Origin of the sequence: Aliishimia ponticola (assembly GCF_004803475.1) — a bacterium.
Classification (GTDB): domain Bacteria; phylum Pseudomonadota; class Alphaproteobacteria; order Rhodobacterales; family Rhodobacteraceae; genus Aliishimia; species Aliishimia ponticola.
The window spans coordinates 226,186-241,934 of sequence record NZ_SRKY01000002.1; the positions used below are offsets into that span (position 1 = coordinate 226,186).

Annotated in this window: 13 protein-coding genes; 6 read left to right on the forward strand and 7 right to left on the reverse strand. The window is 61.5% G+C overall.

The genetic code is table 11. The features are described from left to right. Positions 1–58 precede the first annotated feature (58 nt). Positions 59–382 carry a DUF3775 domain-containing protein gene (locus E4Z66_RS07445; RefSeq protein WP_136462373.1) on the forward strand — a complete coding sequence of 108 codons (324 nt, stop codon included), beginning with the start codon at positions 59–61 and terminating at the stop codon, positions 380–382. Here E4Z66_RS07445 and E4Z66_RS07450 read toward each other — a convergent pair. From E4Z66_RS07450 to E4Z66_RS07460, 3 genes are read right to left on the reverse strand one after another with little or no spacing between them, the layout of a single operon-like run. Continuing rightward, a complete protein-coding gene (locus tag E4Z66_RS07450) occupies positions 375–1,433 on the reverse strand; it encodes a saccharopine dehydrogenase (protein ID WP_136462374.1) in 1,059 nt (352 codons plus the stop codon). The genes E4Z66_RS07445 and E4Z66_RS07450 overlap by 8 nt on opposite strands. Further along, a complete protein-coding gene (locus E4Z66_RS07455) occupies positions 1,430–2,041 on the reverse strand; it encodes a glutathione S-transferase family protein (RefSeq protein ID WP_136462375.1) in 612 nt (203 codons plus the stop codon). Before E4Z66_RS07455 ends, E4Z66_RS07450 begins: the two co-directional genes overlap by 4 nt. An 8-nt stretch (positions 2,042–2,049) precedes the next feature. Beyond that, on the reverse strand, positions 2,050–2,703 hold the full coding sequence (locus E4Z66_RS07460) for a histidine phosphatase family protein (RefSeq protein ID WP_136462376.1): 654 nt from the start codon (positions 2,701–2,703) through the stop codon (positions 2,050–2,052). Between the two features lie 230 nt (positions 2,704–2,933). On the opposite strand from E4Z66_RS07460, the gene fdhF reads away from it, so the two are divergent. After that, complete coding sequence (gene fdhF, locus E4Z66_RS07465; protein WP_136462377.1) at positions 2,934–5,702, forward strand: formate dehydrogenase subunit alpha; 2,769 nt, start codon at positions 2,934–2,936, stop codon at positions 5,700–5,702. A 5-nt stretch (positions 5,703–5,707) separates the two neighbouring features. Here the strand turns inward: fdhF and E4Z66_RS07470 are convergent, their stop codons facing one another. Further along, positions 5,708–6,724, reverse strand: a complete 1,017-nt coding sequence (locus tag E4Z66_RS07470; protein ID WP_136462378.1) for a LacI family DNA-binding transcriptional regulator — start codon at positions 6,722–6,724, stop codon at positions 5,708–5,710. Between the two features lie 187 nt (positions 6,725–6,911). Here E4Z66_RS07470 and E4Z66_RS07475 point away from each other — a divergent pair, with 187 nt between their 5' ends. Genes E4Z66_RS07475 through E4Z66_RS07490 form a run of 4 tightly spaced genes read left to right on the forward strand, consistent with a single transcriptional unit; the run spans position 6,912 to position 12,839 of the window. Then, a complete protein-coding gene (locus tag E4Z66_RS07475; RefSeq protein ID WP_136462379.1) occupies positions 6,912–9,236 on the forward strand; it encodes a DUF1989 domain-containing protein in 2,325 nt (774 codons plus the stop codon). Between the two features lie 5 nt (positions 9,237–9,241). Next, positions 9,242–10,294: a quaternary amine ABC transporter ATP-binding protein gene (locus E4Z66_RS07480; protein WP_136463056.1), complete on the forward strand. Its 1,053-nt coding sequence runs from the start codon at positions 9,242–9,244 to the stop codon at positions 10,292–10,294. Between the two features lie 4 nt (positions 10,295–10,298). Continuing rightward, complete coding sequence (locus E4Z66_RS07485; RefSeq protein ID WP_136462380.1) at positions 10,299–11,843, forward strand: ABC transporter permease; 1,545 nt, start codon at positions 10,299–10,301, stop codon at positions 11,841–11,843. Positions 11,844–11,891: 48 nt separating this feature from the next. Then, complete coding sequence (locus tag E4Z66_RS07490; protein ID WP_136462381.1) at positions 11,892–12,839, forward strand: ABC transporter substrate-binding protein; 948 nt, start codon at positions 11,892–11,894, stop codon at positions 12,837–12,839. An 81-nt stretch (positions 12,840–12,920) separates the two neighbouring features. On the opposite strand, the gene E4Z66_RS07495 is transcribed toward E4Z66_RS07490, so the two are convergent. The 3 genes from E4Z66_RS07495 to E4Z66_RS07505 all read right to left on the reverse strand — a co-directional run bounded on the left by E4Z66_RS07495 (position 12,921) and on the right by E4Z66_RS07505 (position 15,610). Then, complete coding sequence (locus E4Z66_RS07495; RefSeq protein WP_136462382.1) at positions 12,921–13,259, reverse strand: DMT family transporter; 339 nt, start codon at positions 13,257–13,259, stop codon at positions 12,921–12,923. Positions 13,260–13,475: 216 nt separating this feature from the next. Further along, complete coding sequence (locus E4Z66_RS07500; protein WP_136462383.1) at positions 13,476–14,828, reverse strand: aspartate aminotransferase family protein; 1,353 nt, start codon at positions 14,826–14,828, stop codon at positions 13,476–13,478. Next, on the reverse strand, positions 14,825–15,610 hold the full coding sequence (locus E4Z66_RS07505) for an IclR family transcriptional regulator (RefSeq protein ID WP_168797745.1): 786 nt from the start codon (positions 15,608–15,610) through the stop codon (positions 14,825–14,827). Before E4Z66_RS07505 ends, E4Z66_RS07500 begins: the two co-directional genes overlap by 4 nt. Between the last annotated feature and the right edge of the window lie 139 nt (positions 15,611–15,749).

Genomic DNA, 15,749 nt, shown 5'->3' on the forward strand with positions numbered 1-15,749 from the left:
TGTGCGGCGCGTGCGCCCGTGCTTGTCTGCCAACAGGCAACACTCGGGAGGTCGAGACATGGAAAACTTGGAAATTTCACCGCAATCGGTGGCGCAAGTGGCTTTGATGGCGCGCGAGATCAAGCGGGCGGAGCCAGAGCTGCGCGCCTTTATCGAACGGATGGATCAACAAGCGCAGGCCGAACTGGTCGCGTTGATGTGGATTGGACGCGGTGCGTTCGAACCCGACGATCTGGAAGAGGCGGTGCGCACGGCGCGGGCCGAAGCTTCGACACCGACGGCGGATTACCTGATCGGAACACCGCTTCTTAGCGATCACCTCGAAGCGGCGCTGGATGCGTTCGGTGTGAACGTGGCCGACGCGGAAGATACGCTTATGTGAGATCGGCCAGCGCGTCGTCGTAAAACCGCTTGGCGCGCTGCCAGACCGGGGCCTGTGGATCATTCAGGCTTTGCAGCACGGGCAGCAATTGCCCGGCATAATCCTGCGAGCTTTCCAGCGGCAGCAGGGATGGCAGGTTGTCGATGGCCGTCACGTCGAGCGGCGGCGCATTGTGGACTCGTAATGCCGGAGCATCCCACGTCGTGGTGCGGTCATAGACCTTGATCGGGGAAAAGTCGCTGTCCGGGTCGCAAGCGATATCCCCGATGACAGACAGCCGCCGCGCGTCCTCGCAGGCAGAAGCGGGCACGAATAGGGGGGTGCCGGGCCGGGCAAGGATGCAGTTCAGGAAAATCTCGTGATCCAGAATTTCGGGAAAGGGCGCGCCTTTGGCGGTTTCCGCCATGTCCCATTTGGTGCAATCGACACCCATCTGCGCACACAGGTCCGCCGCGCCGGTGCCAACGCGGCCAAGCGCACCAATGATGATCGCGCGGGGCATGGGCGTGTCGGATGCGCTCAGCCGGGCGCGCAAATCGGCTTGCAGCGCCGCCGCGTTTTCGAAGGCGTCGATCGGCCCGCAAATCGTGCCCGCTTGCTGCGCGGCCCAGCAGCGCAGCGCAACCGCCGCGCCCGCATATCCCGCCCAATAGCCGAATGCGGCAAGGCGGCGGCCATCGCCATCCACAAGGTATTCAAGGTCAAGCAGCGTGCCACCCCCGGCCTGTAATCGGCGCAGAAGGCGCTGACCGGCAGGTTGGCCCTTATAGGCATGGCCGAACATGATGTGCCGATGGGGCAGGGGCGTCTCTGTCTCGGGCAGTTCCTTCAGTCCGAAAATGATCGCGTCTGTTGGGGCCTCTGGCCATGATCCTTCGGGCGCGATGGTCGCCCCGGCGGCGCGATAGGCCTCCGTGGCGATGACGCGCGACGGGCTGTCCTCGACCGTCACTGTGAACCCGGCGCGCATCAGTTCGGATGCCCCGTCCGGCGTCAGCCCGACGCGGGTTTCATTCGGGCGCTGTTCTGCGCGCAGCCACAGATGGGTCATGCCAGCATCCCTTTCTCACGGACGGTCTTGACGCTTTGGCGCGCTTCCATCGCCTCACGGAAAGCGGCGATACGGGCAAAGCGCGACACGTCCACGCCGTCGCCTTCCAGCCATGTGCAGATCACGAAAAGATACGGGTCTGCGAGGCTGAACGCCTCTCCTGCGACCAAGGGGCCGGTAATGCAGTTGTCTTCGACATAGGCGGCAGAGGCGGTCATGGTTTCAGGCACTTTCGCGGCCATGTCCTGCCAGCTGTCTTCGCGGTCGGCCCAACGGTGGCCGCGCATCTTGTGCGCGTGGTTCACATGCATGGTCGACGCAAGATAGAACATCACGGCCCGCATACGCGCGGCCTCAACCGCGTCTTCCGGCACCAGCTGCGGCGCTTGCGCGCCGATATATTCGAGGATCGCGCCCGTCTCTGTCAGGATGGGCCCGCCCAGATCCAGCGCGGGGACACGGCCTTTGGGATTGATCTGCTGATAATCCGGCGTCGTCTGCTGTGCGGTGGCGAAATCGACCAGCACCGGGGTGTAGTCCAGCCCGGCTTCCTCAAGCGCGATGGCGACAGCGACAGAAATGGTGCCGGGGGCGTAATACAGGCGCATCGGAATCCTCATACATGGGTTTGGGCGTGGTGCCGTTCCGGGTGTTCCAGATGCGGCACGGCGTTGAACATGACGGGCGACCACATGCCGCCAATCGGATGGAGCCGGTGCATCGACGCATTCATGATGGACAGCGACACGTTGCACATCGCCGGGATATCGAGCCCAAGATGAAGCCGCATCGACATGGCGATCACCGCGCCAGAGGTCACGACCAGCGCCGGGCCATCCCCGGACCCGATCTCTGCCATCACGTCGCGAATCCGCGTTTCGAAATCGGAAAAGGTTTCGGGGGCGCCTTCGATGATGCCGTCCTGCCACGCGCCCAGAACCTTGGGGAAGTGATGGACGAAATCGGCCGGTTCCCGTGGTGCGCTGATGCCATGTTCGGCCTCGAGGGCTTGCGACATGGTGAAGTATTCGATCTCGTTCAGGCGCGGGTCTTCGTGGCAATCCATGCCCATATCCATCGCGGCAGCGGTCTGCTGGTGGCGGCGCAAGGTGCCGGAATACAGGCGGGTATGGTGGCTATGCGTGTCGCGCAGGTACGTGCCCAGCCACGCGGCTTGCTGCTGGCCCAGCGGGCTGAGCCGGTCGTAGTCGTCTTCGGTTTGTGCGTGGCTGTTAGCCTGACCGTGGCGAATAAGAGTAATGTGGGACATAGAGCGCCTTCAATCGTTCTGGTGATTTGATAGGCGACCATGCCGGGCGTTGCCAGTGGTGACGGTGCGGCGAACATGCAATTTGCGGCAGGGTGGTTACGATACAAGCGTTCTTTATCGGAAACCTGCCGGGCCGCTTTGCCGTGATTTCGAGAACGCATGTCGGAATTGGGCCTCTGCCCATGTGCGAAGCGGGGTTATAGTTCCAAGACCATCAGGAGAGTTGCGCGATGTCAGACAAGGTGCGGTTCACGCTCGACGGGGAACAGGTCGAAGCGGAAAAAGGCATGACGATTTGGGAAGTCGCGCATGGGCGCGGTCTGGTGATCCCGCATCTGTGCCACAAGCCCGCGCCGGGGTATCGCCCCGACGGCAACTGCCGCGCCTGCATGGTCGAGATCGAGGGCGAGCGCACGCTGGCGGCATCCTGCATCCGCGAGCCATCCGAAGGGATGGTCGTCACCACCGCCTCGGACCGTGCGACAAGCGCCCGCAAGATGGTGGTCGAAATGTTGTTGGCCGATCAGCCGGAACGGGATGCCGCGCATGATCGCTCCTCGCATCTGTGGGACATGGCTGCGCTGAACGGTGTGACCGAAAGCCGTCTGCCCACACTGGAGGCTGAGCGGGTTCCGCTCTTGGATGACAGCCATGTGGCGATGCGGGTCAACCTTGACGCCTGCATCCAGTGCAACCTGTGTGTGCGGGCCTGCCGCGAGGTTCAGGTCAATGACGTGATCGGCATGGCGGGCCGGGGGCATGATGCCTATCCGGTGTTTGATATGGATGACCCGATGGGCGATTCCACCTGTGTGGCGTGCGGCGAATGCGTGCAGGCCTGCCCGACCGGCGCGTTGATGCCCGCCACCGTGCTGGACGCGGCCCAGACCGGGGACAGCGCCGACTATGATAGCGAAGTCGCCAGCGTCTGCCCGTTCTGCGGTGTTGGCTGCCAGGTGTCGCTTAAGGTCAAGGATGGCCGCATCAAATATGTCGAAGGGATCGATGGGCCCGCGAATGAAGGGCGGCTTTGCGTCAAAGGGCGCTTTGGCTTCGACTATATCCACCACACGCACCGCCTGACCAAGCCGCTGATCCGGCGCGACGATGCCCCCGCCAAGGGGCTGAACGTCGATCCGGGCAATTGGCAGACCCATTTCCGGGAGGCAACATGGGAAGAGGCGCTGGATGTTGCGGCGAACGGGCTCAAGGGCCGGGGGCGCGAGGTCGCGGGCTTCGGCTCTGCCAAGTGCACGAATGAAGAAGCCTATCTGTTTCAGAAGTTCATCCGGCAAGGCTTTGGCCACAACAACGTGGATCATTGCACCCGGCTCTGCCACGCGTCCTCTGTCGCGGCACTGATGGAGAATATCGGCTCTGGCGGGGTGACGGCGACGTTCAACGAGATCGAAAACGCCGATGTCGCCATCGTCATCGGGGCCAATCCAATCGAAAACCACCCCGTCGCGGCGACCTATTTCAAGCAGTTCGCCAAGCGGGGCGGCAAGTTGATCGTGATGGACCCGCGCGGCCAGGCGCTTAGCCGGTTTGCGACGCATATGCTGCAGTTCAAGCCGGGCGCGGATGTGTCGATGCTGAACGCGATCATGCATACGATCGTGGATGAGCACCTTTATGACCAGCAATATATCGACGCCTATACCGAGAACTGGGACGCCGAAAAGGCGCATCTGAAAGACTTCTCGCCTGAGCGGATGGAACGGCTCTGCGGCATTCCGGCCGAGACATTGCGCGCCGTTGCCCGTGATTTCGCGCGGGCCAAGGCGGCGATGATCTTTTGGGGGATGGGCGTCAGTCAGCACATCCACGGCACCGACAATTCGCGCTGCCTGATCAGCCTTGCGCTGATGACCGGCCATGTGGGTCGCCCCGGTACGGGTCTGCACCCGCTGCGCGGTCAGAACAACGTGCAAGGCGCGTCCGATGCCGGGCTGATCCCGATGTTCCTGCCGGACTATCAGACAGTGACCGATGATGGCGTCCGCTCTGCCTTTACCGAAGTCTGGGGATCAGGGGATTTCTCAAACGAGAAAGGCCTTACCGTGACAGAGATCATGGATGCGGTTCATGATGGGGCGATCAAGGCGATGTATGTTCTGGGCGAAAACCCGGCCATGTCGGACCCCGATGTGGAACATGCGCGCGACGCGCTGGCCAAGCTGGATCACCTTGTGGTGCAGGACATCTTCATCACCGAAACCGCGAATTATGCGGATGTGATCCTGCCGGCCTCCGCCTTTGCGGAGAAGACCGGGACCGTCACCAATACCAACCGGCAGGTGCAGATGGGGCGCCCTGCCATGTCGCCGCCGGGCAAGGCGCGCGAGGATTGGGCGATCACCACCGAACTGGCAAGGCGTTGCGGGCTGGGCTGGACCTATTCCCACCCGTCGGAAGTGTTTGCCGAAATGAAGCAGAACATGGCGTCGCTCGATAATATTACATGGGACCGGCTGGAAGCGCAGAATGCGGTCACCTATCCGTCGCTCTCGCCGGAAGATCCGGGGCAGGCCATCGTGTTCGGCGATGGGTTCCCCCGGCCTCAGGGGCGGGCGCGTTTCACGCCGGCTTCGGTAATCCCGCCGGATGATCTGCCGGACGCGGAATATCCGATGGTGCTGACCACAGGGCGGCAGTTGGAACACTGGCACACCGGGTCGATGACCCGTCGTTCGACCGTGCTGGATGCGGTGGAGCCAGAGGCGAACTGCTCTCTCCATCCTTCCGCCTTGCGCAAACTGGGCGTCGCGCCGGGCGGCATGATCCGGCTGACCACCAAGCGTGGTTCGATCACGCTGATGGCCCGTGCGGACCGTGCCGTGTCCCCCGATATGGTGTTCCTGCCCTTCGCTTATGTCGAAGCGGCGGCGAATATCCTTACGAACCCGGCGGTCGATCCCTATGGCAAGATCCCCGAGTTCAAGTTCTGCGCGGTGCGCGTCGAAAACGCTGAAGACAGTGTCGCGGCGGCGGAGTAGGGCGGTCAGCCTGCATCCGAGCCGCGGATATCCTTGACGGAGGCGCGCTGCACGATCGCTGCCTCCAGATGGGTGGAGCGGAGCGGCGCGCCGTTCTCAAGATGATCGATGAATTGCGCGGCAACCGCCCGGCCTATTTGCGCCGCAGGCAGGTTGATCGTGGTCAGCGCGGGGTGCGTTTCCTTGGCCCAGTCCAGATTGTCGAACCCCATCACTGACATATCCTCGGGGATGCGCAGACCTGCCTCTGCCAACCCGAAATAGACGCCAAGCGCCAGTACATCCGAAAAGCACAGCACGGCGGTAGGGCGGTCATCCTTGGCCAGAACATCACTGATCGCCTTGCGCCCACCGGTGACGGAGAGGTCGGTTTCGATGAATGTCATCTTGGTCCCACCGGAATGTCGGGACTGCGCGCCTTCACGGCGGGCAAGCGTGCGGTCGCTGTTCGACAATGGGCCATGGATCACCACGATGCGCCGGTGTCCGAGCGACGAAAGGTAATCGACCGCCTCGGCAGCAAGTGCGCTGTTGTCATAGCCAATGGTCGGGTGGGTGCTTTTCGCATCCCAGACGGATGTCAGCGCGAAGGGCACGCGCCGCCGTTCCAGCAGATCTAGCAGGGCGGGGCTATGCGCAGCGCCACTCAGGATGAACCCTTCGGCCCCCATGCCCAGCAATTTGCGGGCGGCGGCCAATTCTTCCTCAGGGTCGCCATTCGAGATCGCCATGACCAGCGAATAATCCTGCGCACTTAGCGTGTTTTCGATGCCGGAAATGAACTTTGCAAAGACCGAGTGTTCGATGGTCGGAATGATCGCGGCCACGGTTCTGGACTTCGCCGTCGACAACGCACGTGCGGCGGGATTGGGAAGATAGTCGAGCCGTTCGCAAGCCTCCAGAACGCGCTGCCGGGTTTGCGGGCTGACATTCTTTGACCCGTTCATCACCCGGGAAATCGTGGCAATCGACAAGCCCGTTTCTTTGGCAACGTCCCTGATCCTGCCCGGTGGGTTACTCATTTTTCGGAACTCTTTCCGCAATTTTCTTGACGAATCTCCTTTCGTAGGGGTCACTGAAACCGGTTACATGTCAACTCAGTGGTTTCTTGGTGCGTCAATTGAATAGGTCCAGACCGCCCATGTAACCGGTTACATGGGCGGTCAATGCGGAGATTCGGGAAGAAATGCCGACGATATCGCACATCCCATGCTGAACAGAGTTTCAGCACAGCCCGGCCTTACCAGCCGCTATGCGGGTCTGCTTCAGCCGAACGTCCTGCGCGCCGATGTGGGCTATGGCGCAGTGGAAAGCCTGCGCGTGCCTGCGGGGGCCGTTGTGGCGATCACCCAGATTGACGGCGGGGCACAGGCGTGGGTGACGGCCCTGGCCGATGACGCCGCCACTTTGGGCGTCACGACGCTTGAGGGGTCGGCGGCGGCGTCCATCCCGCTGGACAGTTCCGGCTTTGATAGCCGGATGCTGGAGGCTTTGACCAATGCCCGCGGCGGCGCGCTTGCCGATGCACGAGGGCTTTTGATCTTCGATCCGATGACTGCGGCGGGCGAAAGCCACATCTTTCGGATGCCACAGGCTGCCCGGATTTTCGTTGCCGCGCCCGTGCGCCCCGGCTTTATCGAAACCGGCGGCGGCGGCGCATTCCGTGTGGAGATCAAGCTGCCGGACGTGGCCGCCAACGACATCAGTCTGCCCGACCCGTTGGGCAAAGTCGTGGACGAATGGCGCATCCCGCGTGGCACGGCGACGGCCTATGAGTTGCAGAAGGGCCAATTCGTCCAGATCATCGATGTTGAGGGGCAGCAATGCTCTGACTTCATGGCCATGCGTTCCGAGGCGCTGGACAAGGGGGTGGAGCGGTTCATCGACTCCACCGTATCGCGCACCATGGCGCGCAGCGCCTATCCGCTGCCGGGTCTGCACGACAAGTTCTATGATCAGGACATTCGTCCGCTGCTGGCGGTGCGGCAAGATACAGTCGGACGGCATGATACCTTTGCGCTGGCCTGCACCGCGCGCGGGTACGAGGAGCGCGGTTTTCCCGGACATCTCAACTGCTCGGACAACATCTCAGATGCGTTCGCGCCTTATGGCATCGGGCGCCGGGCGGCGTGGCCTGCCATCAACCTGTTCTTCAATTCGTGGATCGCTCCGGCTGACCATGCCATCGCCAGCGACGAAGCGTGGTCCCGGCCCGGGGATTACGTCGCGATGCAGGCGATGAGCGATCTGGTCTGCGTCTCAACCGCCTGCCCGGATGATGTGGACCCGATCAATGGTTGGAATCCTACCGATATCCACATCCGCATTTACGAAGAAACCAGCACCATCACGCATGCCGTCGCATGGCGCGCCAACCCCGAGGATGCCGCGAAAATGACCGCCCATTCCGCGTTTCATCCCAGAACCTCGAAGCTGACATCCTCTTATCATGTCGCGCGCGATCTCTGGATGCCGGCCCATTTCGACGCCACCGGCGCGGTCGAAGAATACTGGGCCTGCAAGAAGGCCGCGACGCTTCAGGATATGTCCGGACTGCGCAAGTTCGACATCGTCGGACCCGATGCCGTCGCGCTGCTGCAGCACTGCCTGACGCGGGATGTCTCCAAGCTGTCTGTGCATCGGGGGTTCTATGCATTGATGTGTGACGCACGCGGTTCGGTGCTGGATGACGGCACGTTGTTCCGCCTTGAAGATACCGCGTTCCGCTGGTGTTGCGGGTCGGATCATTCAGCACTGCACTTGCGCGAACAGGCCGAGGCCTTGGGTCTGAACGCGCGGGTTCTGTCGCTGGGGGGGCGGATGGTCAATCTGGCGCTGCAAGGGCCGAAGTCGCGGGATATTCTGCGCGAGGTCGTGTTCACCCAGCCCTCGCGCCCATCGCTCGACAACCTCAAATGGTTCGGCTTCACCATCGCGCGTCTGCACGATCGGGATGGGCCGATGTTCATGCTGTGTCGGTCCGGCTTTACCGGTGAACTGGGCTATGAGCTGTTTTGCGACCGCGACGATGCGCTGACGATCTGGGATGGCCTCATGGCTGCTGGCGCGCCCGAAGGGCTGGTCCCGATGGGCGGTCAGGCGCTGGATATGCTGCGGATCGAAGCGGGTCTGATGATTGCGGGGGCCGAGTTCGGGCCAGATGCCGATGCGATGGAATCCGGGCTTGGTTTCGCGGTGGATTTCAAAAAGCCCGATTTCATTGGCCGCGCCGCGCTGGAGCGCAACGCCGCCGCCACCCGGCGCAAGCTTGTCGGTCTGCACCTTGCAGGGAACGAAGTGCCCCATCACGGCGACGGTATCTTCGTCGGGCGCGAGCAGGTCGGCACCATAACCAGCGGTACATATTCGCCCCAGATGGGCCATGCCATCGCCATGGCGCGCATCGCGGTCGAAAACGCCGCCCCAGGGGCGGAACTGGAGGTCGGCAAACTGGACGGCCACATGAAGCGATTGGCCGCGAAAGTGGTCGATCTCCCCTTTCTTGACCCCAAAAGAGAGAAGGCACGCGCGTGAGTGATATGAACAAGGAAGGCGTCGTCGTCACACGGAATGTCTGGAAAATCTTCGGCGACCGGGCCGAGGAAGCGATGGAAGCCGTCCGCCGGGAGAAACTGTCCAAGGCCGAAGTGCTGGAACGCTACGAAGCGGTGGTCGGGGTCAAGGACGTGTCGATCTCTGTCGGGGAGGGCGAGGTGTTCTGCATCATGGGCCTGTCCGGCTCTGGCAAGTCGACGCTGGTGCGCCACATCAACCGGCTGATCGAACCTACCGGCGGGGAAATCCTGATCAACGGTGTGAATGTCGGTGAGTTGAATGCCGAGGAACTGCGGATTTTGCGCGCCGACAAGATCGGGATGGTGTTTCAGAACATGGCCCTGCTGCCGCACCGCACAGTGCGCGACAACGTGGCTTTCGCGCTGGAGCTGCGCAATGTCGATGCCTTTACCCGCGCGCAACATGCGGAGCGTGTGATCGAACTGGTTCATCTGGAAGGTTACGGGGACCGCCTGCCCAGTGAACTGTCCGGCGGGATGCAACAGCGCGTGGGTCTGGCCCGCGCCATGGCGGCGGACCCGGATATCCTGCTGATGGATGAGCCGTTCAGCGCGCTTGATCCCCTGATCCGCCGTGGGTTGCAGGACGAGTTTCTTGAGCTGTCGAAGACGATGAAGAAGACGACGCTGTTCATCACCCACGATCTGGATGAGGCCATCCGAATGGGCAGCCGTATCGCGATCATGAAAGACGGCGAGATCGTTCAGACCGGCACCCCAGAAGAGATCGTGACCAAGCCTGCCGACGACTATGTCGCGGATTTCGTCGCGGGAATTTCAAAGCTGAAGCTGGTCTTCGCGCATACCGTGATGCAGCCGGTCGAAGCCTACGAGACCGGTGGGCGCACCTTGCCGCCAATCGACGCCTGCCCGACAGCAGGGCCAGAGGACAATCTGGATGTGCTGGTGTCGCTGGCTGTGGATCAAGAGAACCCCATCGTGATCGTCGATGATGACAAGCCGGTGGGCGTGGTGACGAAGGACTCCCTTCTGCACGGCATCAAGGGGGAGGTTTAAGGTCATGGCAACCGAACAAGAGCTTCGTAAACCGTTCCTCGATTTCGCGGGGCCCAATGGCGCCTATTACGCGGATACGTTCCTGAAAATTCAGAAGAACGCACTTGGCCGATGGCATATCAACGTCGCGGCGATGCTGGGCAGCTTTGTCTGGGCGGCGCTGCGCGGCAGTTGGCTGCTGTTCCTGATTTCGTTCGTGATCGACCTGATCGCCGCAGTGAATCTGGCGTTGGTCTACAAATACTCCAAAGCCGCCGCCGACAATGCGGACAAGGACTTTCTTGTGGCCCGCTATGAGGGGTGGAGCGATTCAAGCCTGATCGGTGCAATCGTCGTCTTCGTGCTTGGCCGCTTGGCTTTTGGCTGGCTCGCGGACCGGCTATACGCGCGCCAATACGAACGCTGGCGGGTCGATCATTCCGTGAACAGCGGATTGCGCCGAAGTCGCCTTGGTCTGGCCGGGCTGATCGTGCTGCTGATCGTGCCGCTGATGATCTACCGGACCACGCAATTCGCCCCGGACGAACGGACCTGCATCAAGCAGAACCGCGCGATTGCCCAAGGCGAAGAGGTCGGTTTCAAGGATCGGTTCGACTGCGCCGTGATCGGTGAATTCCCGACGCTGTTCTGGATCGACCGGCCCGACAAGGTGACCTTCCCCCGTGACGAGGATGGCAATCGCATCGTGCAGCGGGAACCCGCGCGCGAAGGCGCGCCGCCGGTGAACCTGAATACCTATGTCAGTCAGGCGATTGATGACAGCATTGCCTATGTCACCGTGTTCTATGGCTTCCTGTTCGACGGGATCACCAAGTTCCTGCGCGGAATGCTCAGTGCCATATCCTCTGTCACGGTGGGTACGCCGTGGCCGATCACGATGGGGGTGCTTGTGCTTATGGCCTACAAGATGGCGGGGCCGCGGGTAACGATATTCGTGGCGGCCTCGCTGATCTATCTGGCGTTGTTCGGCTTTTGGCAAACCGCGATGGACACACTGTCGCTGGTGCTTGCCGCGTCGATCATCTGCGTGGTGATCGGGTTGCCACTTGGCATCTGGGTCGGCAAATCGCAGCGCGGTCATGCCATCATGACGCCCATTCTCGATGTGATGCAGACGATCCCCAGCTTCGTTTACCTGCTGCCTGCGATTGCGTTTTTCTCCATCGGGAAGCCGCCGGGCATTCTGGCCACCATGATCTTTGCCATGCCGCCGATGGTTCGCCTGACGGCGCTTGGCATCCGGCAGGTCGGGGAAAGCACGAAGGAGGCGGCGCTCGCCTTCGGGGCCAACCCGCGCCAACTGCTGACCAAGGTGGAACTGCCGCTGGCGCTGCCGTCGATCATGGCCGGGATCAACCAGGTGGTGATGATGAGCCTGTCCATGGTGGTCATCGCCGCGCTGATCGGCGCGGGGGGCATGGGGTATGTCGTGACCGAAGCGCTTGAAAACACGGAAACCGGGCGGGGCATCCTGGCCGGTATCGGAATTGCACTCTTGGCGATGATGATCGACCGAGTGGTACAGAAGGCGAATAAAACTCGCCGATAAGAAAGGCGCAGCGTCTCGTGCGCTGCGTGTCCAACAGAAAGGAATGTTATGAAACTGATGAAAACAGTGCTGACAGCAACCGCAATCTGCGCCGCGTCCGGCGCATGGGCACAGGAAACCGTGAAGATCGGCGATCTGACATGGACAGGTGCGCGGGCCATTGGCCACGTGATCCAGGCCGTGATCGAAGGGCCGCTGGGCGGGGAGGCAGAAATCGTCTCTGGCCTGAGCGACGGATCGGTGATCGCCGCCGGGATGGATAAGGGGGACGGATCGGTGGATGTCTATACCGATCTGTGGATGCCGAACCGCCAGGGCGTCTGGGACGAATATGTGGACGGGGCCAAAACCGTTGGCGTGAACCAGCCCTATCTGGGCACCCAGAAGATGTATGTGCCGTCCTATATGGCCGACAAGGTCAAATCGATCGAGGATCTGGCAAAGCCCGAAATCGCCGCGATGTTCGACAAGGATGGCAACGGCAAGGGCGAATACTGGGCCGGGGATGCGGGCTGGAAATCCACGCGTATGTGGCAGGTGAAGTTTAAGGATTACGGCCTGTCCGAGTTGTGGGAAGCCGAGGTTCTGCCTGACGCCACCTTCAAGGCGCAGCTCAAGACCTCGATCCAGCGCGAACAGCCGATCCTGTTCTACTACTGGACCCCGGAATGGGTGCATGCGGCTTATGAAATCTCGCCCATCGAAGAACCCGCGCGGTTCGAGGGCTGCGAGGATCACAACCTTGATGCCGAAGACTGGCTGGAGACATCGAAATTCGCCTGCGAAAGTTCGGACGCGATGATCTATGTGGCCTATTCCAAGTCGCTGGAAGAACGGAACCCGCCGGTCGCGAAGTTCCTCAGCCAGATGCAGCTTGATCCGGCCGTGGTGAACCAGTGGATTCTGCAAATCGGGCGTGACGAAGAAGACCCGCGCGATGTGGCCGAAAACTGGGTCGCAGCGAACATGGACACCGTGAACGCGTGGATCAAGTAACTTGAAGGACGGGCCCGGCGCGCAGCATTGTTGCGCCGGGCTGATCCAAAGCGTGCTTTTGGGGGCCGGGACTGCGTGCGGTCACGCCAGGCGGCTCATCAGAAGCATGGACAAAAGCGCGCAGCCGAGCCCCGCATATTCGCGCGCATAAAGCGGTTCACCGAACCAGATGGCCCCGATCAGAGCGAGCGCCAGCAGCGTCAGCATCGAATAGGCCACGCCCGCTTGTGCAAGCGTGACGTGATGCATGGCATAGAACCAGAACAGCGCTGAAACCGCGTAGAAGACGACGCCGGCGATCACGAAGAATGACGAGATCGAGCGGCCTGTATCGGCAGCGGTCTTGAGTGCGAAATCACCGGCGACGACAATAACGGCCGTGAAAAGCGTGAAGGCATAGCCAAATAAAATTTGGGACATGGTAACTCCGTCATATGAAAAAGGTCTTCGATTAATCCTTTCATTCTACCACAATCGGGCTGCTCTGACGCGGGTTAATTCCGGTCATCGCGCTGGCCGGTTGCCGATGCGCCGCGCGCTGCATGGCCGCGATGGGATTGTGATACGTGGCCGGGCGGCATCTCAGTGACGAAGCCCGGCCCATGTGCCGTGCGGGCGATTGGCCCCAAAGCCGGTTCAGACCGCCGACAGCCCCGCATCCAGACCGTCAAGGATCACCGCGATGTCCTCTTTCGAAATGATCAGGGGCGGCGACAGGATGATATTGGGACCAGACACGCGGATCATCGTGCCGTTCTGATAGGCGACGTCTTGCACCTTCAGGCCGGTGGCCTTGTCGATCGGCCTCTTGCTGGCCCGGTCCGCGACCAGTTCAATGGCGCACATCAGGCCGTGACCGCCGCGCACATCTCCGATGATGTCGTGTTTCTCAGCCAAACGCTTCAACCCTTCGTACAGTTCTGTCCCGCGCTCTGCGGCGTTGTCTTTGACGTTGAGGCGCAGCGTTTCCTTGAGGCAGGCAACAGCGGCGGCCGCGCCAACCGGGTGGCCGGAATAGGTGTATCCCGACCCGATTGCGGCCGCGCCGCTTTTGTCGTTCTCAAAGGTTTCGACCACATGATCGGCGATCATGGCCGCACCGAAGGGGAAGTAGCCATTGGTGATCGCCTTTGCCGTCGCCATGAAATCCGGCTGCACGCCCCAGTGGCGTGATCCCGTCCAACTTCCGGTACGGCCAAAGGCGGTGATGACCTCATCGGCGATCAACAGGATACCGTGGCGCGAACAAATCTCGCGCACGCCGGGCATAAAGCTTTCATGTGGCGGGATCACACCACCGGCGCCCAGAACAGGTTCCATGATGAAGGCGGCAATCGTGCTGGCCCCTTGAAAGGCGATCTCGTCCTCCAGTGCGTTCAGGCAAAGCTGGGCGAGTTTTTCGGGATCGGTTTCGTTGAACGGATTCCGATAGGTGTAGGGCGCCGGGATATGAAAACAGCCGGGCATCAAGGGTTCATAAGCGGTGCGGAAGTTGGCGTTGCCATTGACCGAAGCGCCGCCCGTATGCGTGCCGTGATAGCCCTTTTTCAGCGAAAGATACTTCGTGCGCCCGGCCTCCCCGCGTATCTTGTGATATTGGCGCGCCAAGCGCAGGCAGATCTCGACGCTGTCCGACCCGCCAGAGGTAAAGAACGCTCGGCTGAGCCCATCGGGGCCGTAGAAATCGCGCAGCATGTAGCTGAGTTCGATCACCTGATCGTTCGAGGTGCCCCGAAATGTCGAATAATACGGCAAGGCATCAAGCTGCGCGGCGATGGCCGCTTTCACTGGCGCGCAGGAGTAGCCAAGGTTCACGTTCCACAGCCCGCCAACCGCATCGACCGCTTCGTGGCCATCCACATCGCGGATGCGCACGCCTTCGCCGCCGGTGATGATCGCGGGCGGGTTGGTCAGTGAGTCCGCCGGGTGCGCCATCGGGTGCCACATATGGCGGGCATTGTTTTCCTTCAGAAAGTTACCGTCTTTCATCCTAAGGTCTCCTTTAGTGGCTGGTCCGGCCCCGGCAGCGTGCCGCCAAGGTCTCGGGTGATCGCTTGCGCGGCAATGCGCAGGGCTTGGTCAATTCGGTTTTGCAGATCCGGGGTCATCCGCATCGACACGGCGGCCACCGCAATCGCGCCGATCGGCGTGCCTGCGGGGCCGAAAATGGGGGCGGCGGTGCCGATAACATCGTCTTCGAACGTGCCATGCGCATGGCTGACGCCGGTGGCGCGACATTCGGCCAACAGCTTTTTCAGCGCGCCCGCGTTTTGCGGCGTATGTTTGGTGAAGGCTGCGTGATCCTGCCGGTTCACGACCGCGTCCTGCTTGTCTTTGGAGGAGAAAGCCGTGATCGCAATGCCCGAAGCCGTGGCATGTGCCGGCAACTCCGCTGACGGATCGACATAGACGCGCAGCGCCCGGTCCGGCTCGCTGATGGCGGCGGTGATCAAGGCGTCACCTGTGATCAACGTGGCATGGGCCGTTTCGCCCAGTGCGTCGGCCAGTTCATCAAGATACCGCTTGATCACGGATTGCACCGGAAAGGACTGTTCGCGGATCTGCGCCAGATTGATCGGCGCAAGCCCAAGTCGGTATTTCCGGCTTTGCGCATCCTGTTCGACGAAGCCGTTTCGCTCCAGCGCGGTCAGGCATCTGAGCGTTGTGGTTTTGTCGTACCCTGCGAGGCGGGAAAGCTCACTCAGCCCAAGCTCGGGGCTTTGAACCGAAAAATGCCGGAGCAATCCGAGCGCCTTATCGACTGTGCTCATTGCCGTTTTCGTCATCTTTTCTTGCGCACTCCAACGGTGTTTTCCGGTTTCGATGAAGGATCACAGCTTGTTCGTTGACAGAAGTTTTTCTGCTGCGCAATTTGATTGTGCCGACGGTAACAATAATGAACCGCTTTCG